This is a genomic window from Dongia soli, from assembly GCF_034044715.1.
Classification (GTDB): domain Bacteria; phylum Pseudomonadota; class Alphaproteobacteria; order Dongiales; family Dongiaceae; genus Dongia_B; species Dongia_B soli.
Window position 1 is genome coordinate 174191 of sequence record NZ_JAXCLW010000007.1, and the last position, 26438, is coordinate 200628.

25 protein-coding genes and 1 tRNA gene are annotated in these 26438 nt (G+C 61.3%); 13 read left to right on the top strand and 13 right to left on the bottom strand.

Annotated features, from left to right (window positions below; all coding sequences use genetic code 11):
* Positions 1–5: 5 nt before the first annotated feature.
* The 4 genes from SMD27_RS19860 (at position 6) to SMD27_RS19875 (ending at position 2981) form a co-directional block, all read left to right on the top strand.
* Entirely contained in the window at positions 6–671 is a 666-nt protein-coding gene (locus tag SMD27_RS19860) for a phosphoribosyltransferase (protein ID WP_320510177.1), read from the top strand.
* 224 nt (positions 672–895) lie between these two features.
* Positions 896–1324, top strand: a complete 429-nt coding sequence (locus SMD27_RS19865; protein WP_320510178.1) for a CBS domain-containing protein — start codon at positions 896–898, stop codon at positions 1322–1324.
* Between the two features lie 10 nt (positions 1325–1334).
* The gene (locus tag SMD27_RS19870) at positions 1335–1523 is read left to right on the top strand and encodes a DUF3008 family protein (protein WP_320510179.1); all 189 of its coding nucleotides are present in this window, start codon (positions 1335–1337) and stop codon (positions 1521–1523) included.
* A gap of 189 nt (positions 1524–1712) precedes the next feature.
* On the top strand, positions 1713–2981 hold the full coding sequence (locus SMD27_RS19875) for an Hsp70 family protein (protein WP_320510180.1): 1269 nt from the start codon (positions 1713–1715) through the stop codon (positions 2979–2981).
* On the opposite strand, the gene SMD27_RS19880 is transcribed toward SMD27_RS19875, so the two are convergent.
* From SMD27_RS19880 to SMD27_RS19890, 3 genes are read right to left on the bottom strand one after another with little or no spacing between them, the layout of a single operon-like run.
* The gene (locus SMD27_RS19880; RefSeq protein ID WP_320510181.1) at positions 2978–4426 is read right to left on the bottom strand and encodes a DUF294 nucleotidyltransferase-like domain-containing protein; all 1449 of its coding nucleotides are present in this window, start codon (positions 4424–4426) and stop codon (positions 2978–2980) included. The genes SMD27_RS19875 and SMD27_RS19880 overlap by 4 nt on opposite strands.
* Positions 4427–4436: 10 nt before the next feature.
* The gene (locus SMD27_RS19885) at positions 4437–5231 is read right to left on the bottom strand and encodes a 3'-5' exonuclease (protein WP_320510182.1); all 795 of its coding nucleotides are present in this window, start codon (positions 5229–5231) and stop codon (positions 4437–4439) included.
* Positions 5228–6100 (bottom strand): alpha/beta hydrolase, encoded by an 873-nt coding sequence (locus tag SMD27_RS19890; protein WP_320510183.1) that lies wholly within the window; start codon positions 6098–6100, stop codon positions 5228–5230. Before SMD27_RS19890 ends, SMD27_RS19885 begins: the two co-directional genes overlap by 4 nt.
* 215 nt (positions 6101–6315) lie before the next feature.
* On the opposite strand from SMD27_RS19890, the gene rplM reads away from it, so the two are divergent.
* From rplM to SMD27_RS19910, 4 genes are all read left to right on the top strand, one after another.
* The gene (gene rplM / locus SMD27_RS19895) at positions 6316–6780 is read left to right on the top strand and encodes a 50S ribosomal protein L13 (RefSeq protein WP_320510184.1); all 465 of its coding nucleotides are present in this window, start codon (positions 6316–6318) and stop codon (positions 6778–6780) included.
* 1 nt (position 6781) lies between these two features.
* On the top strand, positions 6782–7285 hold the full coding sequence (gene rpsI / locus SMD27_RS19900) for a 30S ribosomal protein S9 (protein WP_320510185.1): 504 nt from the start codon (positions 6782–6784) through the stop codon (positions 7283–7285).
* Between the two features lie 154 nt (positions 7286–7439).
* Positions 7440–8351 (top strand): N-acetyl-gamma-glutamyl-phosphate reductase, encoded by a 912-nt coding sequence (gene argC, locus SMD27_RS19905; protein ID WP_320510186.1) that lies wholly within the window; start codon positions 7440–7442, stop codon positions 8349–8351.
* A gap of 17 nt (positions 8352–8368) precedes the next feature.
* The gene (locus SMD27_RS19910; protein WP_320510187.1) at positions 8369–8902 is read left to right on the top strand and encodes a gamma carbonic anhydrase family protein; all 534 of its coding nucleotides are present in this window, start codon (positions 8369–8371) and stop codon (positions 8900–8902) included.
* 77 nt (positions 8903–8979) lie between these two features.
* On the opposite strand, the gene SMD27_RS19915 is transcribed toward SMD27_RS19910, so the two are convergent.
* Together SMD27_RS19915 and SMD27_RS19920 are read right to left on the bottom strand one after the other, a co-directional pair.
* Positions 8980–10974, bottom strand: a complete 1995-nt coding sequence (locus tag SMD27_RS19915) for a methyl-accepting chemotaxis protein (RefSeq protein WP_320510188.1) — start codon at positions 10972–10974, stop codon at positions 8980–8982.
* 134 nt (positions 10975–11108) lie between these two features.
* A complete protein-coding gene (locus SMD27_RS19920; RefSeq protein WP_320510189.1) occupies positions 11109–12779 on the bottom strand; it encodes a methyl-accepting chemotaxis protein in 1671 nt (556 codons plus the stop codon).
* 266 nt (positions 12780–13045) lie between these two features.
* On the opposite strand from SMD27_RS19920, the gene SMD27_RS19925 reads away from it, so the two are divergent.
* On the top strand, positions 13046–13909 hold the full coding sequence (locus SMD27_RS19925; protein ID WP_320510190.1) for a DUF962 domain-containing protein: 864 nt from the start codon (positions 13046–13048) through the stop codon (positions 13907–13909).
* Between the two features lie 13 nt (positions 13910–13922).
* On the opposite strand, the gene SMD27_RS19930 is transcribed toward SMD27_RS19925, so the two are convergent.
* The 5 genes from SMD27_RS19930 to SMD27_RS19950 all read right to left on the bottom strand — a co-directional run bounded on the left by SMD27_RS19930 (position 13923) and on the right by SMD27_RS19950 (position 19919).
* Complete coding sequence (locus tag SMD27_RS19930) at positions 13923–15083, bottom strand: trans-sulfuration enzyme family protein (RefSeq protein ID WP_320510191.1); 1161 nt, start codon at positions 15081–15083, stop codon at positions 13923–13925.
* A gap of 82 nt (positions 15084–15165) precedes the next feature.
* Positions 15166–16575: a type I glutamate--ammonia ligase gene (gene glnA, locus SMD27_RS19935; RefSeq protein ID WP_320510192.1), complete on the bottom strand. Its 1410-nt coding sequence runs from the start codon at positions 16573–16575 to the stop codon at positions 15166–15168.
* Between the two features lie 65 nt (positions 16576–16640).
* On the bottom strand, positions 16641–16979 hold the full coding sequence (locus SMD27_RS19940) for a P-II family nitrogen regulator (protein WP_320510193.1): 339 nt from the start codon (positions 16977–16979) through the stop codon (positions 16641–16643).
* A 315-nt stretch (positions 16980–17294) separates the two neighbouring features.
* A complete protein-coding gene (locus tag SMD27_RS19945; RefSeq protein WP_320510194.1) occupies positions 17295–18617 on the bottom strand; it encodes an NAD(P)/FAD-dependent oxidoreductase in 1323 nt (440 codons plus the stop codon).
* 117 nt (positions 18618–18734) lie between these two features.
* Entirely contained in the window at positions 18735–19919 is a 1185-nt protein-coding gene (locus SMD27_RS19950) for a pyridoxal phosphate-dependent aminotransferase (protein ID WP_320510195.1), read from the bottom strand.
* 280 nt (positions 19920–20199) lie between these two features.
* Here SMD27_RS19950 and SMD27_RS19955 point away from each other — a divergent pair.
* Positions 20200–20276, top strand: a tRNA-His gene (locus tag SMD27_RS19955).
* A gap of 699 nt (positions 20277–20975) precedes the next feature.
* Here SMD27_RS19955 and SMD27_RS19960 read toward each other — a convergent pair.
* Genes SMD27_RS19960 through mce form a run of 3 tightly spaced genes read right to left on the bottom strand, consistent with a single transcriptional unit; the run spans position 20976 to position 22206 of the window.
* Positions 20976–21548: a DNA-3-methyladenine glycosylase I gene (locus SMD27_RS19960; protein ID WP_320510196.1), complete on the bottom strand. Its 573-nt coding sequence runs from the start codon at positions 21546–21548 to the stop codon at positions 20976–20978.
* Entirely contained in the window at positions 21548–21805 is a 258-nt protein-coding gene (locus SMD27_RS19965) for a DUF1467 family protein (protein ID WP_320510197.1), read from the bottom strand. The genes SMD27_RS19960 and SMD27_RS19965 overlap by 1 nt, the downstream gene beginning before the upstream one ends.
* Positions 21802–22206: a methylmalonyl-CoA epimerase gene (gene mce, locus SMD27_RS19970; protein ID WP_320510198.1), complete on the bottom strand. Its 405-nt coding sequence runs from the start codon at positions 22204–22206 to the stop codon at positions 21802–21804. The genes SMD27_RS19965 and mce overlap by 4 nt, the downstream gene beginning before the upstream one ends.
* Positions 22207–22465: 259 nt before the next feature.
* On the opposite strand from mce, the gene SMD27_RS19975 reads away from it, so the two are divergent.
* The 3 genes from SMD27_RS19975 (at position 22466) to SMD27_RS19985 (ending at position 26228) form a co-directional block, all read left to right on the top strand.
* Entirely contained in the window at positions 22466–22870 is a 405-nt protein-coding gene (locus tag SMD27_RS19975) for a nuclear transport factor 2 family protein (protein WP_320510199.1), read from the top strand.
* Positions 22871–22973: 103 nt separating this feature from the next.
* Entirely contained in the window at positions 22974–24668 is a 1695-nt protein-coding gene (locus SMD27_RS19980) for an SPOR domain-containing protein (protein ID WP_320510200.1), read from the top strand.
* Between the two features lie 30 nt (positions 24669–24698).
* Positions 24699–26228, top strand: coding sequence for an NAD(P)H-hydrate dehydratase (locus tag SMD27_RS19985; protein WP_320510201.1), 1530 nt, complete (start codon positions 24699–24701; stop codon positions 26226–26228).
* The last annotated feature ends 210 nt before the right edge of the window (positions 26229–26438 follow it).

The following is a 26438-nucleotide window of genomic DNA, read 5'->3' on the forward strand; positions in this document are numbered from 1 at the left end:
TCGCCATGACCAGGCCGCCGGCAGCGTTCAGCGACAGGCGTGAAGCCGGCCGGCAGTTGGCCCAGGCATTGAAACCTTTCCGCCTTCAGCAACCTGTCATCCTCGCTTTGCCGCGCGGCGGTGTTCCCGTTGCTTTCGAAGTCGCGAAAACGCTGCAAGCCGTCCTGGATGTTCTCCTGGTGCGCAAGATCGGTGTGCCCGGTTATGAAGAACTGGCGCTGGGGGCCATTATCGACGGTGCCTCACCGCAAATGGTCCTGAATGAAGACGTGGTCGAGCTTGTTCGCCCCGAACCGGCCCATCTGGAAGCCGCCCGCCGGCGCCAGCTCGCCGAGATCGAGCGTCGCCGCCATCTCTATCGCGGCGAGGCGGCGGCGGTCGTCTTGGCCGATCGGACAGTCATCATCATCGATGACGGCATTGCGACCGGCGCCACGGTCAAGGTGGCGATACGCGGGGTAATGCTGACTGGGCCGCGTCGTCTGATCCTGGCGGTCCCTGTCGCGCCCCAGGAGATCGTTCAGGCGCTTTCCGCCGAATGCGATGAGGTCGTATGCCTCGCCATGCCGGAACCGTTTTATTCCGTGGGCACGCATTACCACGACTTCTCGCAGACGACTGACGCGGACGTTGTCGCGCTTCTGGCGGAAGCCCGGAACCTGGCGAATTGAGGCGGTTTTTTGTGCCGGCCGTGAACCTTGGGCCGGCTTCGTGGTTGATGGTCGATCAAGAGCTTTAGAGGGCGATGCCACGAGCGCGGCCGGTCCTGGAGGTCTCGAGTTGGAGGTCTCAAGACAATATGCGAAGCGACAACACCCAAGGTCCGTTCCGCTTGCCGGGAAAATATCGGCCGCTGGTACTGGATCGCCTTCAATTCACGGAGAGGAGAATAACCATGAACATTCAGGAGTGCATGAGCAAGGATGTGCAGATTGCCTCGCCGAACCAATCCATCCGCGATGCAGCACAGAAGATGAAAGAGATCGACGCCGGGTTCCTGCCGGTTGGCGAGAATGACCGGCTAGTGGGCATGATCACAGACCGGGATATCGCGGTGCGCGGCGTCGGCGCGGGGAAAGGACCGGATACCCCCATCCGCGACATCATGAGCAAAGAGGTCCTCTACTGCTTCGAGGATGAAAGCGTAGAGGACGTTTCGCAGAAAATGGCCAAGCAACAAGTAAGGCGCATGCCGGTGCTTAACCGCGACAAGCGTCTGGTCGGGGTTATTTCGCTGGGCGACATCTCGCAGCAGGACCAATCAGGAGGCGCCGAAGCGCTCAGCAGTATCTCGTCTCCTGGTGGTCAACACGTGCAACATTGAGGAGGTAGCTATGCCAGCCAAATCCAAAGCACAGCAAAAGGCCGCAGGCGCGGCCCTGGCCGCCAAGCGCGGCGATATCAAAAAAAGCGAACTTCGGGGCGCTTCAAAGTCGATGGCCAGCTCAATGAGCGAGAAAGAATTGCACGACATGGCTTCGACCAAACGCAAGGGTAAACCGACTCACAGCTCCCGCAGCTGACCTCTGATCAAGCCCCTCGGTGCTGACCTGCGCCGAGGGGCCCTTTCGCCTATTACGTCTCTATCCGCGATTGCAGTTGGCACGTCCTTGCGCTAAAACCTGCCGCCCGTTTCCCATCCTTTTCACTCTCAGCGACGCCGTGATCTTCGAGGCCGTGGCCTTTGCCTGAGCGTTTCAGCGGACGAGACCATGCGCGCACGCCATTGCGGACTTGACTTCGGCACGTCGAACTCGACGCTCGGTTTCCGCACCGGGGCCGGCTATGCGATGTGCCCCTTGGATGGCGATAGCCCGACATTGCCCAGCGCCGTCTTCTTCGATTACGAGGAGGACCGCGTGCAATTCGGCCGGGGTGGCATTGCCGCTTACATTACCGGTGTCGAAGGCCGCTTGCTCCGTGCCTTGAAAAGCGTGCTGGGCAGCCAGTTGATCGGGGAAACGACGTTGATCGGCCGCAAGCGGGTGCCGATGCGGGCCATCATCGGCATGTTCCTGCGTCAGATGAAGAAGCTGGCGGAACAGCGCCTGGGCCACGAGATCGACAATGTCGTCCTTGGCCGCCCGGTTCGGTTTGTCGATGAGGATGACATGGCGGATCGGCGGGCGGAAGAGGAACTCGTCGGCATTGCCAAGGAGCAGGGCTTCAGGCATGTCGCCACCCAGCTGGAGCCGATTGCCGCCGCTTTAGCCTATGAGCAGTCCTTGTCGCAGGAGGAATTATCACTGATCGTCGATCTTGGCGGCGGCACGTCCGACTTCGTGATTGCGCGCCTGTCGCCCGAAGGCGCGCAGCGCAGCGATCGCTCCGGCGATATTCTCGGCCGCAGCGGCGTTCATGTCGGCGGTACTGATTTCGATTGCAGCCTCAGCATTGCGCAGGCGATGCCGCATCTCGGTTATCATGCGCTGATCGGACCCAAGCGTTTACCGATGCCGTCGCATCTTTTTCACGACCTGGCGACCTGGCACAAAATCCCTTTTCTCTATACGCCGCAGAACATCTCTTATCTGCGATCCATCATCGATGATAGCGATCAGCCGGCACGGCTTGAGCGGCTGTTGCACCTGCTGAGCAAGCGTCAGGGGCACCAATTGGCGGGCGAGGTCGAGGCGGCCAAGATTGCCTTGTCGGACGCGATGGAGGCAATTCTGCATTTGCCGCGCGATCCGGAGGCGGCACTGCCCGATGCAGCCTTCACCGTCACGCGGGCGGATCTGGACGAAGCAGTCAGCCGCGACACCGGCAGGATTATCGCTGCGATCGACCGCTGCTGCCGCGAAGCGGCGGTTAACCCTGCACATCTTCAATCGGTTTTCCTGACCGGCGGCTCGACCGGCATTCCCTCGGTACGCCGCCGCATCCTCGAGCATGTGGCGAATGCCCGTCCGGTCGCCGGAGATATGTTCGGCAGCGTCGGCCTCGGCCTCGCCATCGATGCGGATCGCCGCTTCGGCTAGATCAGGCCTAATGCATTTCGCACCAGCAGGTCGATCTCATCTACCATATGCAAGGCGCGGCGCAGCCGTTCCTTGTCGATGGAAACCAGACGCTTGATTTCGACATTGCTGCTGGGGGCGATGCCGATCTCATGATCGGCCAATTGCTGGTCGAGGATGAGGCCAAGGATCAGGCTGAAGGCATCCTCGATCCGCGCAAGATCGTCATCCGAGACAAGCTGCACAGCGGCGGCAGCGCGCCAGCGATTCAGGGTACTCGTGGTGGCGAGGCCGAGTTCCAAAGCGAGCACGCGCGCCCCAGCCACCAGCGGCTGCAACCCGTGGGCTTTGAGATCGACCCGCCCGTCGCGTGTCCTAAATTTGCCGAGCAAGCCCAGCGCCGATCCTTTGCGCCTTATGCCTTTTGCCAGCAACGCATGGAAGACGCGATGACCACGCGCGCTGGTGATCGCTTCCGCACGCAACGAAGCAGCCAGGTGGAACTCGCCGGCGACGGGCCGGAAATCGTAGAAGATATCGGCATTTAGCAAAGCTTCAGGCGTTGCCGCCTCCAGCCAGGCCGCGATGCATTTGCGCCAGCCCTTGGCATTGTGGCGCAGGTCGCGCTTCGCTGCCATGACGCCGCCACGGCAATAGGGCAGGCCGGCCACGTCCAGCAGATCGGCGACGCGCTGCCCGAGTTCGGCGAACCAAGGATGATCGTCATCTTCGCCGTCGTGGATGAGCGCATTGTCTTGATCCGCCGCCAGCAGGCTTTCGCCGCGCCCTGCCGATCCCAGGATCAGCAGGCACCAACGCGCCGGCGCCTCGCCCCTGCCGGCAGCAGTCATCTCTTTCACCGCAAGATCGGCGGCCCGGGCCGTCAGGTCGCAATAGGCGGTGCCGATGACATTGGCGATCTGTTCCGGCCGCAATTGTTCGCGGCGCAGGGCAGCCGCGAGATGCGGCAAGTAGGCATTGGCCTGGAGCAGATCATCCGAGGAATTTGCATCCGCGATATCGTTCTGCAGGGCGAGCGCATCTTCCGCCCGCTGCCGCAAGACGCTCGAGAGATGAAGGATACCGACGAGCCTCCCATCGACCGGATCGGTGACAGCGAGGTGGCGGATGCTCCGCCGGTTCATGCGGGCGATGGCAGCGTAAAGATAAGCGTCGGGCGGCAGGGACACGACCGGTGCGGACATGATATCGGAGACGGATTTCCCCAGGATCTCGGCGCGGTCCGCTGCCAAGGCCTGGATAATGTCGTATTCGGTGACGATGCCGACCGGGCGATGATGTGCACCGAGTACGATCAGGCAAGAGGATTTCAGCCGCGCCATCTCGGCAATGGCGGCATCGACCGTTTCCGTCGGCGCGATCGCTGCTGTCGGTACCGTCATGATCTCGCCAAGCCGGCGCTGAAAGGGGTAGAGGTCGATGCGGGAGGGGATCGAAGCCGGCATGCGAGCGTTCTCAAAGATCGTAAGCATCGCTGTTCAGATCGCGATGCCGCCGCCGCAACCGGGCCAGTGCCGCAGCGCTTGCTTCCTCGGCGCGGCCCAGGGTCAGTATGTCGCGGGCCGCCAGATGCGGTAGCAGCCGATAATAAAGATCGAGCGCGATCAAGGCATCACCCCGGGCGGTATGACGGCCGATGAGGGAAATCCGCAGCCGCTTCGCCACATGGTCGAGGCTGAGCGTTTCAGCTTGGGGGTAAAGAGCGGCGAACAGCAGCATCGTGTCGAGCAAAGGCGGCATTTGCCAGTCGCGGCCGGCACGCCGCATTTCATGATGCAAGAGGGCGGCATCGAAATGTATGTTATGGCCAAGCAGGACATAACCGCCGAGCCGCTTTTCCAGCATGCCGGCAAGATCGACGAAATGCGGCGCGTTGCGTACGTGGCGATCGGTGATGCCGTGAATGCGTGTGACGTTCGAGGGAATGGCACGGCGCGGATTGACCAGCATATCCAGCATCAGGCCAAGATGCAGCCGTCCGCTGCTGAGATTGACCGCCGCAATCGAGACGATTCGATCGTGTTGCGGATCGATGCCCGTTGCTTCCGTATCCAGCGAGAGAATGGGCAGATCGACCAAGGGTGTCTGCCGGTCATAGGTGGTGAGAGGCGGTAGTTCTCTCGTTCCAGCCACCGGCCAGCGCGAGCGCCGATACCGGCGTTGGGTGAGGGCAAGGCCGACCGCATAGATACGGAGCAAGGGATGCAGCGGCTGCTTGGCATAACCCGGGATCGGCCGGGGCGCTTTCATGCGCAGCCCTGCACCAGGTTGATGAGCATCGGTGCGAGCGTGCCGTCGTCATGCGCCAGATTGCGGATGACCGAATAGTGATGAGTCTCCGGCAGGATCAACAGTTGCGCTGTCCGGCCTTCTTGCCGCAGCTTGTCGTAATAGGCCTGGGATTGCGCGACCCAAAGAGGGGGCTCATCGCCACCGACCGCGACCACGCAATGGGCGTCGCTGCGTATCGGCAAGGCGAGCGGGCTGAGGCCGGGAATGTCCGCCGCCTGCAAACGGATATCTTCCTGGACCGGCAGGCGTGGGATCGGCGTCAAATCATAAAGGCCGCTGATCAGCATAGCGCTCTTGATCTGCATCTGCGGGAATCCGTCGGCCTGCCAGTCATGGCTCAACATCATCGCGGCAAGATGGGCGCCGGCGGAATTGCCGGCAATGTGGAATGAGCCGGGATCGCCATTGAAGGTGCCGGCGTTCTCATAAGCCCAGCGCAAGGCGAAGGCGGTCTGGGCTACCACGGTGCTCAGGCTGACAGCGGGGCAGAGATCGTAATTGGGCAGCACGACGCTGATGCCCCGGGCTTGCAAGGGGCCGGCAACATAGCCGTAAACCTCTTTGGACAAAGCGCGCCAATAGCCACCGTGAATGAAAACGAGGACCGGGCTGCCCGGGTCTTCCGCCGGATAGATATCGGCCACCTGCCGCGGCCCGGGACCATAACGCCGGTTTTCAATAACCGTGATGCGTTCCTTCAGCTCGGCCGTCAGACGCCGGTCGCCTGCCAGCCAGGTTTCCGCATCGGGCACGACTTCGCGCGGCATCATCTGCGCCGCCAGATCGAGGTCGCTATACCGGCTGAAATCGAGATTTTTCTTGGTCATTCGATTCCTCTCGGTAAAGATGGTTGCGGCCCGCTTGGAAAAAGTCCAGGATTTCCGCGGTTCTCCGTTGCGGTATCCCAGTACGGTATTCCTAAGTTATTGAAGTAAATATATATAATTTAATTGACGGCATTATTTCATTTCTCTATATCCAGGGCCGATCGCCGGTGCCCATTTGGGCGGCCGATATACCCGGAGCAGTAAAGCGAGCAATCATGAAGACTTATTCCGCTAAGCCGTCCGAGGTGGTGAAGAAGTGGGTCGTGGTCGATGCCGAAGGCGTCGTTCTCGGCCGTCTGGCGTCAATCATCGCCAACCACCTTCGTGGCAAGCATAAGCCAAGCTACACGCCGCATGTCGATTGCGGCGACAACATCATCGTTATCAATGCCGCCAAGGTGCACGTCACCGGCAATAAGCTCGAGGACAAGGTGTTCTACTATCACACCGGTCATCCCGGCGGCATCAAGGAACGCGTCTGGGGCAAGATCCTGGGCGGCGCTCATCCCGAACGCCTGATCATCAAGGCGGTGGAACGTATGGTTCCGCGTGGTCCGCTCGGCCGGCAGCAGATGAAGAATCTGCGCGTCTATGCCGGTGCCGATCATCCGCATGAAGCGCAACAGCCGGAAGTGCTGGATGTCGCGGCCATGAACCCGAAGAACAAGCGGAGCGCCTAAGATGAGCAATGAAACCCAGCGCCTGACGGATCTGAAGGATCTCGGCGCCGCCACCAAGGGCGCCACTGCCGCTTCCGCCGAAGCCAGGGCCCCGAAGCACGAGCGCAAGGTGGACGCTCAGGGTCGTGCCTATGCGACCGGCAAGCGTAAGGACGCTATCGCCCGCGTCTGGATTAAGCCGGGCAGCGGCAAGGTCACCGTCAATGGCCGCGACGTGGCGCAGTATTTCGCCCGCCCCGTGCTGCGCATGGTGGTCAATCAGCCCTTCGGCATCGTCAACCGCGTCGGCCAGTTCGACGTCGTCGTGACGGTGACCGGTGGCGGTCTCTCCGGCCAGGCCGGTGCGGTCCGTCACGGCATCAGCAAGGCGCTGACCTATTTCGAACCGGAACTGCGTCCCGCTCTGAAGCATGAGGGCTTCCTGACCCGCGACAGCCGTACCGTCGAGCGTAAGAAGTACGGCCGCGCGAAAGCCCGCCGCAGCTTCCAGTTCTCCAAGCGCTAAGCGCAACGGTCTGCCGGAATGGCAAAAGGGGTGCGCAACGCGCACCCCTTTTTCTTTGTCGAGCGTTTATTGCTGCCTTTTCGTTACCGACTTTTCTTTGCACCGGCCGGCCGCGCTTTCATATAGTGACGCTGTCCGCAGTAAGGAGTATCCGATGGCCAAAATCTTCATCGACGGCGAAGCCGGCACGACCGGCCTTGGCATCCGCGAGCGCCTGCTGCCGGTTGCCGGCATCGAGCTGCGCAGCCTGACCGGCGACAGCCGCAAGGATCCGGCCGCGCGCCGCGCCATGATGACCGAGGTCGATCTGGTGGTGCTCTGCCTGCCCGATGACGCCGCCAAGGAATCCGTTGCCCTGGCGGCCCAGCTTGGAAATGATGCGCCGAAGATTTTGGATGCCAGCACGGCCCATCGCGTGGCGCCCGGCTGGGTCTATGGCTTTCCCGAATTGGAACGCGGGCATGCCGAGCGCATCGCCGCCGCGCAACATGTCTCCAATCCTGGCTGCTATCCGACCGGCGCTGTCGCCTTGCTGCGGCCGCTGATCGATGCCGGCTTCATCGCCGAAGACCACCCGGTCACCATCAATGCGGTCAGCGGCTATTCCGGCGGTGGCAAGTCGATGATCGAGGCGCATGAGCGCGATCACGGCCCGGCCTTCGAGCTTTACGGTCTCGGCCTGGAGCACAAGCATGTGCCCGAGCTGATCGCTTATGGCAAGCTCACCCGGCGGCCGATTTTCGTGCCGTCGGTGGGGCATTTCCGCCAGGGCATGCTGGTTTCGATTCCGCTGCATCTCGACACCCTGGCGCGGAAAGCATCCATCGCCGATCTGCGCGACGCCTTGCGGCAGCATTACGAGAATGCCGCCCTGGTCCGCGTGATCGAGACCGAAGCCAATGGAAAACTGGAACCGCAGGCTCTCAACGATACGGACCAGCTGGAATTGCGCGTCTTCGGCAATGAGGCGCATCGCCAGGCGGTGCTGGTGGCGCGGCTCGACAATCTCGGCAAGGGCGCCTCGGGCGCTGCCGTGCAGAATATCAAGCTGATGCTGGGCCTTTAAGACAAACGGAGATCGCCATGCCTGCTTTGATCAGACCGCATCACGGCATATCGCCGCGCATCGCTTCTGATGCCTTCGTGGCCGAGACGGCGGTGGTGATCGGTGATGTCGACATCGCAGCCGGCGCGTCGATCTGGTATGGCTGCGTCTTGCGTGGCGACAGCAATTCGATCCGTATCGGTGCGCGCACCAATATCCAGGACGGCACGGTCATTCACGTCAATCACGAGCGTGAAGGTGCGAGCGGCACACGCACCGTGATCGGCAGCGGCATCACCGTCGGCCATATGGCGCTTCTGCATGCCTGCACCCTTGAAGACGACTGCTTCATCGGCATGAAAGCCTGCGTGATGGATGGCGTGGTGGTGGAAAGCGGCGCCATGGTGGCGGCCGGCGCTTTGGTCACACCAGGCAAGCGGGTGAAACGCGGCGAGCTCTGGGCCGGCAGCCCGGCCAAGTTCATGCGCAATCTCACCGAAGCCGAAATGGCCTATTTCGCCTATTCGGCCGATCACTATTGCGAACTGGCCGCTAGTCATCGGTGTGGGTGACAACCTTGTTTGTTGTCGGCGCTGTGTAATGATTATCGCTGCTGGCGCGAGCGATTGCGCTTAGTCGTAGCTTCCAGTCAACCCGCGCGCAGTTCAGCGAGGAAGTAATCGACCTGGTTCTGCAGATCCTGCGACTGGCGCGTGAGGTCTTCGGCGGCATTGAGCATCTTGCTGGCGGCCGAGCCGGTCTCGTTGGCCGATTGCGTGACATTGCCGATGCTGCGGGCAACGTCGCTGGTGCCTGAGGCGGCGTTTTCCACATTGCGGCCGATCTCCTGGGTCGCTGCGCCTTGCTGCTCCACGGCGGCGGCCACGGTCGTGGTGATTTGATTGATCTCCTCGATCGTTTTGGCGATCGCCTGGATCGCGTCCACCGCCTGGCCCGTTTCGGTCTGAATAGCGGCAATCTGTTGCGAAATCTCGTCGGTCGCCTTGGCGGTCTGGGTCGCCAGGTTCTTCACCTCGCTCGCCACCACGGCGAAGCCCTTGCCGGCTTCGCCCGCGCGCGCCGCCTCGATCGTGGCATTGAGCGCCAGCAGATTGGTCTGGTTGGCGATATCGGTAATGAGGCGCACGACATCGCCGATCCGCTGTGCCGCCACGGCAAGACCTTGCACCTGATCGTTGGTGAGGCGCGCCTGATCGGCGGCCTGGGCAGCGATGGCGGAGGAGCGCGCCGTCTGCCGACCGATCTCGCTGACCGATCCGGCAAGCTGTTCGGTCGCGGCGGCCACCGCATTGACGTTGGTTGCCGCCAGTTCCGATGCGCTGATGACGCTTTCCGCTTCGCCGACTGTGCTTTCGGCCGTGTGGGTCATCTCCTGGGCCATGCTATGCACGGAGGTGGAGGCGCTCAGCACGGAATCGGCGACACGCTTCACATGCTCCTCGAAATCGGCGGCAGCGGTCATTTCGCGTGTCACCAAGCGCCAGCTCAGCATGGTGGAGGCATAGGCACCGGAGCTGTCGAGCAGGGCGCTGGCCTGAATATCGAAATACTGCCGCCCATGGGGGATGACGGAACGGTAGGGCAAGGCCTGAATGTCTGCCAGCCGTTCCCGAACAGATTCCGGCGCATCAAAGAAAGCGAGTAGCGACACGCCGTCTTCGGTCTCCAGGACCTCCGTGTCGATTGCCAATTTCTGAAGCTCGGCGGGGAGATCGCCGGCCGGCAATTCGCCCAGGGACGTTCGCGCGAAGTGGTTCAAATAGGTGATGCGGAAATCCGCTTGTGGGTCGGCCAACACCACTTGCAACGGCATATCTTCGATCACGCGCTGCAATTTGAAGGCATTCTCGACCTGTCGCTGCAGGCCGTCGAAGGCCCGCAACATATCGCCGATCTCATCGCCGCGTTTGGGATTGAGGCCGTGCCGAAAGCCGGCATCGCCTTCGGCCAGGGCGCTCACCGCCAGGGCGGTCTTGCGCACGGCGCCGGAGATATTTCGGGCGGTGAAGAAGGTGACGATGCCTGCCAGCAAGGCGGCGAGGGCGAACACGATGAGCGATGCCTTCAGCCCTTTATCGACCGCAGCGGCAAGATCGTCCATGGCGCTTTCCTGAGAATCGCGCACGCTATCCTCTGCCGTGGTGATCGCCTCGATCAGACTATCAGTCCGATCGCCGATGCTTTGATTGAGATCGGTGAAGACCTTGGCTGCCGCCTTGGCTTCAACCGCATCCATGAGCGCCTTCTTGTCCTTGCCGAGATCGCTCAGGATCGTATTGACGGGATCCAAAGCTTCCTCGGCATCGGCGGGCAGGCCGGCCTTCTTGGCATTCATCAGATCCATCTGGATCTTGTAGGGGAGGGAGGTTAAAGCCGCGCGATGCGTCTCGTCGACTTCGCCGGAATCCTTGCTGACGATGAGCGAGACTTCGGCCAGCGCCAGTTCCAAAGCCGCCTCGCGGGCCGAGGAGAGGGCGGTGAGTTGATCGGTTGCGGCGCTGCCACGGGCCGTCTCGTTGCTGACGACGCGCGAACTGTACCAGGTCGTCGCCTCGATCACCGCCATGGCGACGGTCAAGCTGGCCGCAATAATGAAAAGCTTCCCGGCAATCCTCAAACGCACGTCGAACCTCATCTGCCAAATGATAATGCCTGGCGATTTCCTCGCTTGCGCATCAGTCTCGCGTCCGGGGGTAAACGGAATCTAAATTTCGCGCCGAAAGCGCTAATTAAATCTCGCTGGAACGGCGCCGAGAATTACAGTGTCTTGACAGAGCGCAGGAACCTCTCAACCCCGCCGCGCAGGTCGGCGGCATGACGGTCCAAGGCTTCCGTCGCCTGCAGCAGTCGGCCTGCCGCGGTCCGCGAATGACCCGCCGCGCCCGCTACCATATCTATGCTGCCGGAAACACTCCTGGCGCCGCCCGCCGCTTGTTCCACGCTGCGAGCGATTTCCTGGGTGGCGGCACCCTGTTCCTCGACCGCTGCGGCGACCGAGGTGGTGATCTGATTGATATCGTCGATGGTGGTGCTGATGCCGCGAATGGCCTGGACCGCTTGTTGCGTCTCGTTTTGGATCGATCCGATCTGGGCGGAGATTTCCTCAGTCGCCCGCGATGTCTGCGTGGCCAGGTTCTTGACTTCGCTCGCCACCACCGCGAAACCGCGTCCGGCCTCGCCCGCGCGGGCCGCCTCGATCGTCGCATTGAGCGCTAGCAGATTGGTCTGGTTGGCGATGTCGTTGATCATCTGCACAATGGCACCGATTTTCTCGGCCGCGCCAGCGAGGCCTTCGATATCATGATTGGTCTGTCGCGCTTCCTGGGAAGCCTGAGTGGCAATCTGGGTGGAGCGTGCGACTTGCCGGCTGATTTCCGAGATCGAACTGGCCAGCTCTTCAGTTGCCGCTGCGACGGAGCCGACATGATTGGCGGTTTCGCTGGACGCGCTGGTCGCATTATTTGCCTCGGTCGATGTCTGTTCCGCCAGTTCCGACATCGATTCCACAGCCTTCTGCATCTCCTGCAGCGAGGCAACCACGGCGCCAAGCACGTTGGTGATCTCGGCATCGAAATCACGGCATAGGCGGTCGATGCTGTTGGCCCGCTGCTCACGTTGTTCCTGGGCCTCGCGTTGGGCCTCGGTAAGTCGCCGGGCTTCGACTGCATTCTGCTTGAAGACCTGCAGTGCTGCCGCCATGGCGCTGACCTCGTCGCGGCGCCCGGTATCCGGTATGTCGATTTCGATCTCGCCACCCGCAAGCCGCCGCATCGCATCGGTCATGCGCGACAGCGGCCGGATGATGGAGCGGCCGATCAGCGTCAGCACACCCAGCAGCACGATTGTCGCGGCAGCGGCACCGAGGGCGATCACGATCACCAGCCAATCCATCAACTCCGTTACATGCTGCTTGGTGCCATCGGCCGCCTGTTGCAGTGTATCGCTGATGACGCTCATCTTTCCTTCCAGATCGGAAAAGGTCTTCTGGAAGTCCACGAGCTTGTCTTGGGCTGAGTAGTTATCCGTGAAGGCAGTCGTCGACATTGTCTTCGCCATGGTCAGATAGGCTTCTATGGCGGGCGCCGCCGCCTCCATGGCGCTGTGCGTCTCAGCCGGCAGGTCCAGCGCCTTATTGGCGGCGATCTCCTCGCGGAAATGGTTGAGATGTTCTTCTGTATCCTTGACCACCGCGTCCTGGGCGGTGCGGTTGCCGCTGCGTCCCTCGCGCAGAGCGATCAGCACATCTGATCGTAAAGCGTCGTGCATCATATCGGCTTCCATCTGATGTCGGATCGCCGCCGCCATCGTGTTGAGACGCGTTGCGCTCTCATTGCCGGTGAGCATGCCCCAGAGGCCAATACCGCCCACCAGGATCACGGCTATGACCGCGATGATGCCGGAAAGAAAAAGCCGTTGCCGAATAGTCATGCGCCGCTCCGACCGGTCCGAACCCGAATAGAGATTTCGAGAAATTGAGCCTCGGAGTTTCGCAGAAAGTAGTTAATGCGAAGATAATGTGGCCGATACGACGCCGTCTATGCCGCTCATCGTCAGACGATATTCCTGCACAATCCTCTGGAGAGATGCTTCCAGGGGTTGCAAGCTTCCCAACAGCTTTTCCTGGCGTGATGTAAGGGCCCTGGGCCGGCTGCATGCGCGCGGACTCGGATATCTGACGGGGGAGCGCTGTTCAAATGACGTTCAAATCCTTCTGGCCAGTCTATCTGACACATCATTCGCTGCCCGGCACCCGGCTGCTGCATTATTTCGCCACGGCCATCGGACTCTTGAGTGCTGTGGAAGCGATTGTCATGGGGCGGCCTTTGGTGCTGCTGGCCGGTATTGCCGTTGGTTACATGGTTGCGATCAGCTCACATTGGCTTATCGAACATAATCCGCCTTTGATCCGCATCAACGCCTTATGGGGCGCCATGGCAGAGCTGCGTATGTGCTGGCTAGCCCTGCGGGGCCGGCTGGCCGAGGACCTGCTCGACAGTGACACATGGCGGAGGCACCGGCAAAAGTTCGAACGGTCCAGAACCGCCCTGGCTTCCAGGCGCGGCCGTTACACGATGCTGACGATCGGCGCTTTAGGGCTGATCGCTGGTCTTCTCGATTTGGGCGATATCTTCGAACCGGATGCCGGCCTGCACTATCCGATCATTCAGCTTGGCGTGCCGGTGGCTGCCTTCATTGCGGCGATGGTCGCCGGGATCAAATCCATCGCTTTGGCGCGTCTTGCCGGTCCTGTCGCGACTGGTGCCGCGCCGGCCGACCCGGGATCCTTGAACGTGGCCATGGCCTCACTTTCGGGCGATGCGCGATCGGTCATCGGCGATTCACTCTGGCGCGCGCATCTGCTCTTGTTGGCCTTCGGGGCCATGACCATGGCGCTGGCCGAATTCGCCGAGGCCAGCTTTCAGCCATCCGCCGAATTCTATCTCGCCGCAATCCTGCTGGCCGGCGCGATATGTTGCGTGGCCGTCGTCCTCGGCGCATCGGCCCGGCGACCTGCCGGCCGGTTCTGCGATAGCGATCGATGCGACACCGAGACATGATAAGTCATAGACTTTAAACCAGCGCTGCCTCCAGATCGGCGATCAAATCATCCGGATCCTCGATGCCGACGGACAGCCGCAGCAGATCGCGCGGCACCGGCGATTGCGGTCCCTCTATGGAGGCGCGGTGCTCGATCAGGCTTTCGACGCCGCCCAGCGATGTGGCGCGTTTCCACAGCTTCACCCGGGCGGCGCAATCCACCGCCGCCTTCATGCCGCCTTCCGCGCTACTGCCCGCGAGCCGCAGGGACAGCATGCCGCCGAACCCGCCCTGCATCTGGCGGCGGGCGATAGCGTGATCGGGATGATCAGGCAGGCCGGGATAGAGGACCTCGGCGATCGCCGGATGCTCGGCGAAATGCGCGGCGATCTGCGCAGCCGATTGACTGGCCTGCCGCACACGCAGGAAAAGCGTGCGCATGCCGCGTTGCAAAAGCCAAGCCTCGAAGGGACCCGGCACGCCGCCAATCTGCGGCCGCAGGTTTTTCAGCTTTTCCCAGAAACCATCGCAGCGCGCCGTGGTGAGGCTGCCGGCCAGCACATCGGAATGGCCGTTCAAGTATTTGGTGGCGGAATGCATGACGAGGTCGGCGCCATGTTCGATCGGCCGGCTCAAGACTGGTGTTGCACAGGTTGAATCGACCGCCACCCTTGCGCCGGCTTCATGCGCCAGCTTGGCGACGGCGGCGATATCGGTGATGCGCCAGAGCGGATTGGCCGGCGTCTCGATCCAGACCAGCTTCGTCTTGTTCGGCTGCAAGGCGGCATCGACAGCGGCGAGATCCGTCATATCGACCAGGGTTACCTCCAGGCCCCAATCGAGAGCCGGTCCCGTCAGCCAGTTGCGCAATGCCCAATACATCAGTTGCGGCACGATCACATGATCGCCCGGTTTGAGGCCGGTGAAGGTGCAGACCGCCGCCGCCATGCCGGAAGAGAAGATCATGCTGTCGGCGCCGCCTTCCAACCGCGTCATCAGCTCTTCCGCCGCCTGATAGGTCGGATTGTCGTAACGCGTATAGCTCCAGCCAGAACGGTACTGATTGTCGCTGTCGCGCTGGAAGGTCGTCGCCGGGTGGATCGGCGGAATGATCGCGCGTGTCGTCGCATCGACGGATCCCATGGCCTGGGCCGCCAGGGTTGCAGGCATCCAGTCTGCCTTCGGCTGCTTCATGATCATTGCCTTCAAGGTCAAGAAAAAGCCCGCCTGAACGGCGTCCAGGCGGGCGGTAGTCCGTACTTGGGGAAGTCTCGTTTTAGAGAGAGTAGTACATCTGGTATTCGATCGGATGCGGCGTGTGCTCGATCGCATACACGTCGTTCCACTTCAGCTCGATATAGGCATCGATGAAGTCCTTGCTGAAGACATCGCCCTTCAGCAGGAATTCATGATCGGCTTCCAGCGATTGCAGGGCTTCGCGCAGGCTGCCGCAGACCGTCGGCACTTCCTTCAGTTCTTCCGGCGGGAGATCGTAGAGGTTCTTGTCCATCGGATCGCCCGGATGGATCTTGTTCTGGATACCGTCGAGACCGGCCATCACCAGCGCCGCGAAAGCGAGATAGGGATTGGCGAGCGGATCGGGGAACCGCACCTCGACGCGCTTGCCCTTCGGGCTCGCGGTATAGGGAATGCGGCAGGAAGCCGACCGGTTGCGCGACGAATAGGCCAGCAGCACCGGTGCTTCGAAGCCGGGGATCAGGCGCTTGTAGCTGTTGGTGGTCGGGTTGGTGAAGGCGTTCAGCGCTTTGGCGTGCTTAATGACGCCACCGATGTAATAGAGCGCGGTCTCGCTGAGATCGGCATAGCCATTGCCGGCGAACAGCGGCTTGCCGGCTTTCCAGATCGACTGGTGCACATGCATGCCCGAGCCGTTATCGCCCTTGACCGGCTTCGGCATGAAGGTCGCGGTCTTGCCATAGGCATGGGCGACATTCTTCACGACATATTTGTATTTCTGCATCGCATCGGCGCAGTGGGTCAGCGTGCCGAACTTCACACCCAGTTCGTGCTGGCTGGGTGCCACTTCATGGTGATGCTTTTCGACTTCCACGCCCATGGCGGCGAGGGTGGTCAGCATTTCGGCGCGCAGATCGCCGGCGCTATCCAGCGGTGCCACCGGGAAATAGCCGCCCTTCACCTTCATGCGGTGGCCGTGGCTGCCTTCGGGCACCTGCTTGCCGGTGCCATAGGGGCCTTCCTCGGAATCGAATTCGACGAAGGTGCGGTTCATGCTGACTTCGTAACGCACATCGTCGAAGACGAAGAATTCGGCTTCCGGACCGACATAGATGGTGTCGCCGACACCCGAGCTCTTCACATAGGCTTCGGCGCGCTTGGCGATGGAGCGGGGATCGCGGCTATAGGCCTGGCCGGTCAGCGGCTCGGCGACGTCGCAATAGATGATCAGCGACTTCTGGGCCGAGAACGGGTCGAGCACGGCAGTATCGCAATCCGGCAGCAAGGTCATGTCGGATTCGTTGATCGCCTTCCAACCCTCGATCGAGGAACCGTCGAACATCACACCTTCGGTCAGCAGGTCCTCGTCCACGGTGCAGACATGATGCGCCAGATGGTGCCACTGGCCTGCCGGATCGGTGAAACGGAAATCGACGTACTGCACGTCTTCTTTTTTAATCAGGTCCAGGACCTTGTTCACGCTCGACATTTTCGGTCTTCCTGTCGGTTGGTTGTCATGATGTCGCCCGTCGCGACGGATAATGATGGCATGTATCAGATCGCATCCGGCCCGCGTTCGCCGGTGCGGATACGGATTGCTTCTTCCACGTTCAGCACGAAGATCTTGCCATCGCCGATACGGCCGGTGGCGGCGGCTTGGCGGATCGCTTCGATCGCCCGTTCCACCAGATGGTCTTCCAGCACCACTTCCAGTTTCATCTTGGGCAGAAAATCGACCACGTATTCCGCACCACGATACAGCTCCGTATGGCCCTTCTGGCGGCCGAAGCCCTTGGCCTCGGTCACGGTGATGCCTTGGATGCCGACTTCATGCAGCGCATCCTTCACCTCATCCAGCTTGAACGGCTTGATGATCGCTTCGATTTTTTTCATTCCGGCATCCCTTTCGTTAATCGATGCGGCGCTTGCGCCTTTAAGAGCAATTGCCATGCCAACGGTGCTTGCCGCAGGTTTCTGCGAATTTCCTGGTATTTCAGCAGCTTCGCCTGCTGCCCATCAGTCGTTTGCCTAATTTACAGGCGTGAGTTTGCTCAAAATTTGGGCACGCAAATTATATCGGTGCGTCGATGACTTCCAGTTGAAGCAGATCTGCTTCAACTGGAAAGGTGAATCGCCCTCTATCTTGTGAGTAGAGCGGCTTCAGATTACGCCTCCAATCGCTTCGGCGACTGCAGGTGCCATCCGGCTCTAATATATCGCACGTGGCTTCTTCACGTCGCCCTCGGCAAACCGGGTGAAGCGGAAGGCGCGAAGGTCGAGCGCCGTTGCACCCGTCGTGATCAGCTCAGTCATCAACTGGCCGGTGATCGGTCCCATGGCGAAACCATGGCCGCAATAGCCGGTCGCAATCAAGAGGCCCTCGATCCCCGGCAGCGGCCCGATGACGGGAATGCCGTCGGGAATGCAATCGATATGGCAGGCCCAGCTTTCCACCGCCTGCACGGCGCCGGCCGCAGGGAAAGCATGGCGCAGATTGGCGATGGCGCGGTGTACCCGTTTGGGATTTGCGGGGATCAGCGGGTCACGGTCGTGGATCAGCGGCTGCTGCGCTTCCGGCCGCCAGGGCAGGCGGTGCACCAGATCGCGCCAGGCGAAATCGTTCACACGGAAGGTGAACATATCGCGCATCTCCACCATCGGCGGCAGGAACCAGCGCATGGCCCGCAGATGACCCAGCGTCAGGTCGACATCGGTGGAGACTTCATCCGCCAAAGTGATGCTGCCATCCTTGCGCTGGCGGAAACCGATATGCTGGCCATAGAAACAGAGTCCGGTCAGCGGCGCGATGCGATTGGTGCGCATCGCCGTCGAGCGGACATATTGCTGCGGCAGATCGAGGCCGAGGCCCCGCAGCACCCGCCAGGAACTGGCGCCGGCGCAGACCAGCACCGCATTGGTACGGACCGGGCCTGCTTCGGTCAGCACCGTATCGACCTTGCCGTTGATGGTTTCCACTTTCACAGCGCCGCAGCCTTCGAAGATCAGCGCGCCAAGTTCAGCGGCGCGTTGTGCAAAAGCCGGCGCCACCTTGCGTGGCTCGGCCTGCCCTTCGCTCGGGCTGTAGAGGCCGCCCTTTCCCGAACCGCGCAGGCCCGGCAGCAGCTTCGCCACTTCGCCGGCGCTCAGCAGCTTCGTGTCGAGTTGATAGTCCCGTGCAATCGGCATCCATTCTTCATAGCCCTGGAGCTCCTTCTCGTTATCGGCCATGAACAGGCAGCCTTCCCGACGCCAGTCCAGATCGGTCTGCAATTCCGCTTCCAATCCGGGCCAGATATTCATCGCTTCCATCATCAGCGGCACCTCGGCCGCATCGCGGCTCATGATCCGCACGAAGCCCCAGGCGCGGGTCGATTGCTGACCGGCGATGCGCGATTTATCCAGCAGCACCACGCTGACCCCGCGCTTGGCGAGATAATAGGCCGTGGCGCAGCCCATGATGCCAGCCCCGATGATGGCGACATCGGCACGGTCCGGCAAAGGCTGGCCGGTGAAGCTGGAAAACACGCTCATGATCTGCGTCCCCTGGATACTGACCGGAAGACTGTAACGGGGAATGAAGCGCACGCAATGAAAAAGGCCCGGATTGCTCCGGGCCTTTCGTCATTTCTGGAACGAGACGAGGTGTTATCAAGCGGCCTTGCGGTTGGCGTCGAGCCACTTGCCGATCCGCTTCATCGCTTCGCCAATATTCTCGATCGAATTCGCATAGGAGATGCGGATATAACCTTCGCCATGGGCGCCGAAGCTGGTGCCGGCGATCGAAGCAACGCCCGCTTCGTCCAGCAACTTCACTTCCAGCTCCTTCGACTTGAAGCCGGTGCCGCTGATATTCGGGAAGGCGTAGAAGGCGCCATAGGGATTGATGCAGCTGACACCCGGCAGCTTGTTCAGCTCGCCGACCACGAAGCGGCGGCGCTCGTCGAAGGCCTTCATCATTTTGGCGACTTCATCCTTCGGGCCGGTGAGGGCGGCGACACCGGCCCATTGGGCAGCGGCATTGACGCAGGAATGGCAGTTGATCGCCAAACGCGTCGCCTGCTCGATCAGATGCTTCGGCCACACCGAATAGCCCATGCGCCAGCCGGTCATGGCATAGGTCTTCGACCAGCCGTCCAGCATGATCAGGCGATCGGCGAGCTGCGGATATTTCAGCAGGCTGGTGTGGATCTTGCCGTCATACAGCATCTCGGAATAGATCTCGTCGCTCATGATGGCGACATTGGGGAACTTCTCCAGGCCGGCGACCAGCTTGTCGATCTCCGCCTTCTCAACAATGCCGCCGGTCGGGTTGGCCGGGCTGTTGATGATGATCAGGCGGGTCTTCGGCGTGATCAGGCTCAACACGTCATCGGCCTTGAAGCCGAAGCCGTTCTTTTCCAGCAGCGGCATCGGCACCGGAGTAGCGCCGGTGAACTTGATGGCCGATTCATAGATCGGGAAACCCGGATTCGGATAAACGATCTCGGCACCCGGTTCGCCGAACATCAGGATGGCGAAGAACATGGTGACCTTGCCGCCCGGCACGATCAGCACATTGGCCGGATCGACATTGACGCCATGGCGCTTGTTGAGATCGGCAGCGACAGCTTCGCGCACCTGCGGAATGCCATTGGCCGGCGTATAGCCGTGATGGCCCTCCTTCAGCGCCTTGATGGCAGCTTCCACGATATGCCCGGGGGTCTGGAAATCGGGCTGGCCGATCGACAGCGAGATGATGCTCTTGCCTTGAGCTTCGAGCGCCTTGGCACGTGCCAATACCTCGAATGCTGATTCCGTTCCCAGGCGGCCCATGCCGCTCGCCAGTTGAAGCATTGACTGATCCTTATTCTCTAGCGGTTTCTCTAGCGTTGAAGAAAGCCGGCATCGCGCGGCAATGGCCCCGCCCGGCCGGATGGGAGGAGTGTAGCTGGAATCGAGGTCGAATAAGACCGCCGGACGACCAGATTTTGCGAAATGACGACCACGATACCGGTAACTTGCCGCCGGCCCCGCCCAAGCCCGGCAGAAGCCGACAAATTCGGGCTCTTCTAGGAACTTACGGCTTATTGCTTGACGCGGTGCGGCGCCTTCGGTTACACCCTGCGCGCCTGTGGCGGGTGTAGCTCAGTTGGTTAGAGCGCCAGATTGTGGCTCTGGAGGTCGCCGGTTCGAGACCGGTCACTCGCCCCAACGGGCCCTCCCAGGAGGGCTTTCCTTAAAAAGGGATTTTCGCATGCAGTCGGTCGATCGCCGGCTGCATTTTTGTGCGCAGTGCTTCCTCTGGGAAGTTCGACAGGGCGGAGAGTTGGATCCGGTGAGTCGGAGCTAGGCGCTGGGCGTCGACAGGTTCCGCCTGACTATTCAGAAAGAGTCAGGAAAGTGGCCTATTTGCGACCTCGCCTTGAGGTAAATTGTCGCGGATATGGTAATATTCTCGTCACAATTGGATTCTATCCTTTAAATCAATAACTTAATCTTTTAGATAAAACTGACCGATTGGTCAGATTACGGAATCGTTTATTCCGTAATTGCGAACTTCGCAACTCAGTCATGTATTTGCCGCGTGACTGACCCGATCCCGTTACGATAGGCTCCCTCTATCGACGTCAAGTCGAGCCGAGTGGCAAAAGCCACGGTCCAAGTTCTGGGAAGATGTGTCACTCCGTGGTTCGGCCCGGTTCCGGCCTTGGAGAGGGGAGTAATCGGCAGAAAAGGCAAGCGCGTGGAGGCTTGCCTTTTTTGCTGTCCGCATCCTGGCAAGCCCACTGTTTCTGAACTAGGAAAATCCCGGGGCGTTCGCAAGTCCCTGCGGCCAAAACCCGCATCTCGCTGTGACGAGTATCACGCACAGGTTCGGACAACGCCGGATGAGTGCAAGCCGGTACGTCTTCAATCGTGGAAGCGCATGCCCTTGTTGACCGCCTTCATCCAAGGCGGGCCGAGCTTGGCGATCTTCTTATAGACCGGACAGGCTTCGACATGTGCGCCGGGCAGGTAGCCGGTGCTCATCAGGAATTCGCCGACGATCTCGCCGCCGGTGAAGACGAAGGTATTCTTGAACAGCTTCACCCAATCGGGCTTGCGCAGCGGATGCTGTGCGGCGAGCCAGGCCTGAAAACTGCCATGGCTCTTTTGCAGCGCCCGTATGCGCCGCGCATTTTCGATCGCCGCCTCGACTTTCAATCGATTGCGGATGATGCCGGGATCGGCGAGCAACCGCTCTCGATCCTTCTCGCCGTATTTTGCGACCCTGGCGATGGAAAAATTGCTGTAAGCGGCGCGAAAGGATTCCTGGCGTTTCAGAATCGTCAGCCAGCTCAGCCCGGCCTGATTGATTTCCAGGACGAGCCTTTCGAAAAGCTGATCGTCATCGGCAATGGGAAAGCCGTAATGCCGATTGTGATAAGGCTCATGCCATTCATGGCCCAACGCGCTTTGGCAATAACCCGTCAAGCCGCTCATCACTTATTCTCAAAGACGGATTGCAGCGAATAGCCGAGAATGTGGGTGACATAAAACAGGATGCCCCACAGCACCAAGGCGAGGATCGTGGTCGCAAGCGCCTTCTTCTTCAGTGCCGGATTGACCGGCGCCCCGGCATCGTGGCCCACTTCGGGCGCTTCGTCGCGCTTGACGCCGAAGGGCAGCACGATGAACAGGCACAGGAACCAGAACAGGAAATAGATCAGGATCTGCGCGAAGACGTCGGAAAAATTCATGCCTGCTCCAGTTCGATCAGGGTACCGACGAAATCCTTCGGATGCAGGAACAGGACCGGCTTGTCATGCGCGCCGATTTTCGGCTCGCCGTCCCCCAGGACGCGCGCACCTTGCTCCTTCAGGCGGTCACGTGCCGCAATGATGTCGTCGACTTCGTAACAGACGTGATGGATGCCGCCGCTGCTATTGCGCTCCAGGAACGCGGCGATCGGGGAATTCTCGCCCAAGGGATGCAGCAGCTCGATCTTGGTGTTCGGCAGTTCGACGAAAACCACGGTGACGCCGTGCTCAGGCTGCGGCACCGGATCGGACACTGTCGCGCCCAACGTATCCCGGTAAAGCGCCGTGGCTGCGGACAGGTCCGGCACGGCAATTGCGACGTGATTTAAACGGCCGATCATGTATCTCTCCCTTGTTGCGGCGCATGGTGCAGAGACGGCGGGGTAAAGGCAAGACCCGCACCGACAGCAAGCCATCCCTGCGGCGACCCGGCGCAGGCCGGCGGGAAGCTGACAGCTTCGGATATCTGCGCTAACGCTAATGCTGAATAGCCGCAGCGGGCCATGAAGTACAGGTATTGTGAAGTAGGGGGATTGGGACGTACGGCATTGGGAAGTAGGGGCATTGCAATGATGGACCGCAGCAGAGAGGCACATCGCCATGTCGGATATCGATCTCATCGGTTTCGCCAATGAAGCTTTCTACCGCGCTTTTGCCGCTTTGGACGGCGACCTGATGGCGGAAGTCTGGGCCCAGGAGACGGAGGCCCGTTGCCTGCATCCTGGCGCCCAACCGATCCGCGGCCGCGAGCGCATCTTAACGAGCTGGCAAGAGATCTTTGCTAATAGCGAACCTAACAGCATCAGTTTCCAGGTACAGGATATCGCCTTGGTCAATGGTGTCGGTATTGTCTGCTGCTTCGAAGCGGTGAACGGCCATTTCGGCGTCGCGACCAACCTGTTCGTGCGCGAGGGGGCGCTCTGGCGGATGATCCATCATCAGGCCGGGCCGATTTCAGCTCCTCCCCAGAAGCAGGCTGGCGAAACGCCCTCCCGGCCGAACTGATCCGGTCTGGAACGGCAGGTTTTAGAGGATGGTCCGTGCGGTGAATGGTTGTGGAGCTGCTTTGCGAATTGCGATCCCACGGACCCGGCGGCATAGTTGCGACATGAACTCGACTCGACTTTTTGGCCCGCTGCAGGCGCATTGCAGCCCGAACTCTGCGGCCCCGTCTTCCCGCCAAGCCTTTTCATCCTGGCGGCCGCTTCTCGGGCTGATGGTGATTTGCGGTGCCCTCGCTGTCGCTGCCCCGGCCTTTGCCGATTACCGCAGCGGCCTGCAGGCCTTCGGCAGCGGCGATTTCCAGACCGCCTTTCATGACTGGCAGGTTGCCGCGCAAACCGGCGATCCCCAGGCACAGCAGGGCCTCGGCCTGCTTTATGAAATGGGTAAGATCGGCGGCAGGCCTGATCTCAAATCGGCGGTCCGCTGGTATGAGGCGGCGTCGAAACAAGGGCTGCCCGGCGCCAAGAACAATCTGGCGCGCCTCTATGCCGATGGCCGCGGCGTCGAGCGCAATTCGGCCAAGGCGGTCCAGCTTTGGACCGAGGCTGCTGCGGCGGGCTATACCGTGGCCTTGTTCAATCTGGGCGTTCAATATTCCAGCGGCAATGTCGTACAGCAGGATGACCGCAAGGCGCTGGAACTGATTACCCAGGCGGCGGAAGGCAATCTCCCCGAAGCGCAATTCGCACTCGGCAAAATGTATGGCGACGGTCTCGGCGTCGCCAAGAATCCGAAGCTTGCCTATGACTGGTATGGCCGCGCTGCTGAGAACGGCCATCCGGGTGCCAAGGCGCTGATGGCGGCACTGGCCCCGGAAGCGGCCGGCGTCACGGCAGCTCAGGCGACGCAAATGCCATTGCCGCAAGTAGATCAGACGGCTGAAACGAAGCAACAGCGGCAATCGGCGGCTACTGAAGATGCCGCAAAGACACCGGAAAAAACCGAGAAAGCGCCGCCGGAAAAGCCGGCGGCCGAAGCACCGAAGCAGCCGGAAACCGGCCATCAGGTAGCGGCGGCTGACAGCGACGAGAACAAGGAAGCCCAGGCAAAGGGCGATGAGACCACGGCTGAGCCCGCGAAAGGGGCGCAAGCCGCGCGGGATCAGGCAGAGACTGATGCAGCTACGCAAGACAAGGCCGACCAGGCTTCGGCGCTGCGGCCCGATGAAATGTCTACCCCCGATCCGGCCGATGCAGCATCCGATGAAGCCAAGACGGATAGTGCTGAAAAGGTAGCGGACGCCGCACCGGCTCGCGATACCGCCAAACAGCCGGATCCGGCTAAAGAAGAACCGGCCGCGCCTGCGTCGACTGAGGCGGAAAAAGCCGAACCGGCGAAGCCCGCCGCGGCGACCGACGAGGGTCGCGAAACGCCGGCGGAAAGTGCTGCAAAGACGGATGCCGCACCGACGGAAAAAATGGCGACGCAAGATACTGCCGCGCCTGCCAAACCGGAATCCGCCACTGCCGAAACCAAAACAGCTGATGCGGCAAAGCCAGCCGAGCCGGCCGTCCCCGTCGCTGAGGATCTCAGCAGCGGCAAGCGCGTCTATCGCATCTGGCTTGCCAGCAAGCGTGATCAGGGAGCTGCGCAATCGGCCTGGGACCTGTTGCTGCAGAAATATCCGAGCGTCCTGAAAAAGCTGGAGCCGGATTTCCGTTATTACGACAACAGCCAAAAGGGCGAGATTTATCGTCTCTTCGCCGGGCCCTTCAACTCGCTGGAAGCAGCGCAGAAAGCCTGTACCGATATCCGGGAGCGGTACAGCGAGGAATTCTGCCGCACGGTCATCAATTAAAAGCAACAACTGAAGGTCCGGTGATCCGGCATGTCGCCCGCATTCAACGAGAACTCGAAACAAAAGGCAGGCGCCGGCGCCTTCGCATTGCGAATCGTGACCGCGCGGGAAATGCAGCGGACCGAGCAATTGGCCTTCACCGCCGGACTTGACAGTTACACGGCCATGGAGCGCGCAGGGCGCGCAGTGGCAGATGCCATCCTGGCGCGCTGGCGTCGCCGGCCGGTTCTGGTGCTCTGCGGTCCGGGCAATAACGGCGGCGATGGTTACATCATCGCGGCCACCTTGCGTGCGGCCGGCTGGCCGGTCAGTGTCACAGCGCTTGCGGCGCCCAGTTCCACAGATGCGCGGCGCGCGGCAACCGGCTGGGGAAGCACCGCGTTGGAGCCCGACGACATCACCTGGCCCGAGGCGGGCGGACTGATCGTCGATGCGCTGTTCGGTATCGGGCTGACCCGTCGGCTGGATGGGGTAGGGGCTAATCTCGTGCAGCGCGCCAACCAATGCGGCGCGCCGATCGTCTCGGTGGATATCCCCAGCGGCGTTCACGCCGATACCGGCGCAATGCTCGGCACCGCCATCGCGGCGACGCTCACTGTCACTTTCGCCTGGTGCAAGCCCGGTCATGTGCTGCTGCCCGGCCGCACGGCGACAGGCGAACTCGTCATTGCCGATATCGGTTTGCCGGCCGCCCCCTTGCCGGATGACTTATCGCCCGTTTGGCGAAATACCCCGGCTTTATGGCGCCATGCTTTGCCGGTGCCGCGGGTGCAGGACCACAAATATAGCCGCGGCCATCTGGTGGCGATCGGCGGCGGCGTCATGACCGGCGCCGTTCGGCTGGCCGTGCGTGCTGCGCGCCGCGCCGGAGCGGGTCTGGCGACGATTCTGGCGCCCGCCGCGGCAGTTTCCGTCTATGCCCAGGATCAGGCCGGTGCAATTGTCCGGCCGCGGCCCGAAACGGCGGATGTTGTCGCTTATCTCAAAGACAGCCGGGTGTCGGCAGTTTTAATCGGGAGCGGCCTGGAATCCGGCGGCGAGACTTCGGACCTGCTCCGCCATGTCCTGGCCGCCCGCCATGCGACCGTCGTGGATGGTGGCGGGCTGGATGCCTGGCGGGACCTCGACCACCATTTAATTGCGGAACGTGCCGGACCGGTGGTTCTGACCCCGCATGAGGGCGAATTCGCCCGGCTTTGCGGCAATCTCGGCGCCGATCTGGGGCCGGGGCTGGGCAAATTGCAGCGGGCCCAGGCGGCCGCTCGTCTTTTCGGCGCCGTTATCGTGCTGAAAGGTCCCGACACGGTGATCGCGGCGCCGGACGGAAGGGCAATTGTCAATGGTGAGGCTCCGGCTTATCTGGCGACGGCCGGCTCGGGTGATGTGTTAGCTGGGCTTATTGCCGGACTGCTCACACAAGGAATGGACGCCTTCGCGGCCAGTGCCGCCGCGGTATGGCTCCATGCCGAAGCCGCTCGGCGCTTTGGCCCCGGCCTCCTCGCGGAAGATTTACCCGACTTGCTGCCCAAGGTGATCGCAGAGTTGAGCGCAGCCTCATAATTAACTGATAAATAATAATTTTTTTAAATAAATCCCGGGAACGGCGCTGGCTCCTTGCCGCTACGCGGGTGGGCATGTCTCATGTTCAGCCTTAAGGTCTTCATGCGCTGCGTGAACCTTCGACATGTCCTGGAACCCCACATAGCCGATGAAACCGCGCCTTCGGGCTGGGTTGAGCATTGTTTTTCGATGGGATTTCTCTTGTGCCAG

Bases quoted from the DNA above. Each gene is read 5' to 3' on its own strand.
- SMD27_RS19860 (WP_320510177.1), top strand. From the start codon at position 6: ATGACCAGGCCGCCGGCAGCGTTCAGCGACAGGCGTGAAGCCGGCCGG.
- SMD27_RS19865 (WP_320510178.1), top strand. From the start codon at position 896: ATGAACATTCAGGAGTGCATGAGCAAGGATGTGCAGATTGCCTCGCCG.
- SMD27_RS19870 (WP_320510179.1), top strand. From the start codon at position 1,335: ATGCCAGCCAAATCCAAAGCACAGCAAAAGGCCGCAGGCGCGGCCCTG.
- SMD27_RS19875 (WP_320510180.1), top strand. From the start codon at position 1,713: ATGCGCGCACGCCATTGCGGACTTGACTTCGGCACGTCGAACTCGACG.
- SMD27_RS19880 (WP_320510181.1), bottom strand. From the start codon at position 4,426: ATGCCGGCTTCGATCCCCTCCCGCATCGACCTCTACCCCTTTCAGCGC.
- SMD27_RS19885 (WP_320510182.1), bottom strand. From the start codon at position 5,231: ATGAAAGCGCCCCGGCCGATCCCGGGTTATGCCAAGCAGCCGCTGCAT.
- SMD27_RS19890 (WP_320510183.1), bottom strand. From the start codon at position 6,100: ATGACCAAGAAAAATCTCGATTTCAGCCGGTATAGCGACCTCGATCTG.
- rplM (WP_320510184.1), top strand. From the start codon at position 6,316: ATGAAGACTTATTCCGCTAAGCCGTCCGAGGTGGTGAAGAAGTGGGTC.
- rpsI (WP_320510185.1), top strand. From the start codon at position 6,782: ATGAGCAATGAAACCCAGCGCCTGACGGATCTGAAGGATCTCGGCGCC.
- argC (WP_320510186.1), top strand. From the start codon at position 7,440: ATGGCCAAAATCTTCATCGACGGCGAAGCCGGCACGACCGGCCTTGGC.
- SMD27_RS19910 (WP_320510187.1), top strand. From the start codon at position 8,369: ATGCCTGCTTTGATCAGACCGCATCACGGCATATCGCCGCGCATCGCT.
- SMD27_RS19920 (WP_320510189.1), bottom strand. From the start codon at position 12,779: ATGACTATTCGGCAACGGCTTTTTCTTTCCGGCATCATCGCGGTCATA.
- SMD27_RS19925 (WP_320510190.1), top strand. From the start codon at position 13,046: ATGACGTTCAAATCCTTCTGGCCAGTCTATCTGACACATCATTCGCTG.
- SMD27_RS19930 (WP_320510191.1), bottom strand. From the start codon at position 15,083: ATGAAGCAGCCGAAGGCAGACTGGATGCCTGCAACCCTGGCGGCCCAG.
- glnA (WP_320510192.1), bottom strand. From the start codon at position 16,575: ATGTCGAGCGTGAACAAGGTCCTGGACCTGATTAAAAAAGAAGACGTG.
- SMD27_RS19940 (WP_320510193.1), bottom strand. From the start codon at position 16,979: ATGAAAAAAATCGAAGCGATCATCAAGCCGTTCAAGCTGGATGAGGTG.
- SMD27_RS19945 (WP_320510194.1), bottom strand. From the start codon at position 18,617: ATGAGCGTGTTTTCCAGCTTCACCGGCCAGCCTTTGCCGGACCGTGCC.
- SMD27_RS19950 (WP_320510195.1), bottom strand. From the start codon at position 19,919: ATGCTTCAACTGGCGAGCGGCATGGGCCGCCTGGGAACGGAATCAGCA.
- SMD27_RS19960 (WP_320510196.1), bottom strand. From the start codon at position 21,548: ATGAGCGGCTTGACGGGTTATTGCCAAAGCGCGTTGGGCCATGAATGG.
- SMD27_RS19965 (WP_320510197.1), bottom strand. From the start codon at position 21,805: ATGAATTTTTCCGACGTCTTCGCGCAGATCCTGATCTATTTCCTGTTC.
- mce (WP_320510198.1), bottom strand. From the start codon at position 22,206: ATGATCGGCCGTTTAAATCACGTCGCAATTGCCGTGCCGGACCTGTCC.
- SMD27_RS19975 (WP_320510199.1), top strand. From the start codon at position 22,466: ATGTCGGATATCGATCTCATCGGTTTCGCCAATGAAGCTTTCTACCGC.
- SMD27_RS19980 (WP_320510200.1), top strand. From the start codon at position 22,974: ATGAACTCGACTCGACTTTTTGGCCCGCTGCAGGCGCATTGCAGCCCG.
- SMD27_RS19985 (WP_320510201.1), top strand. From the start codon at position 24,699: ATGTCGCCCGCATTCAACGAGAACTCGAAACAAAAGGCAGGCGCCGGC.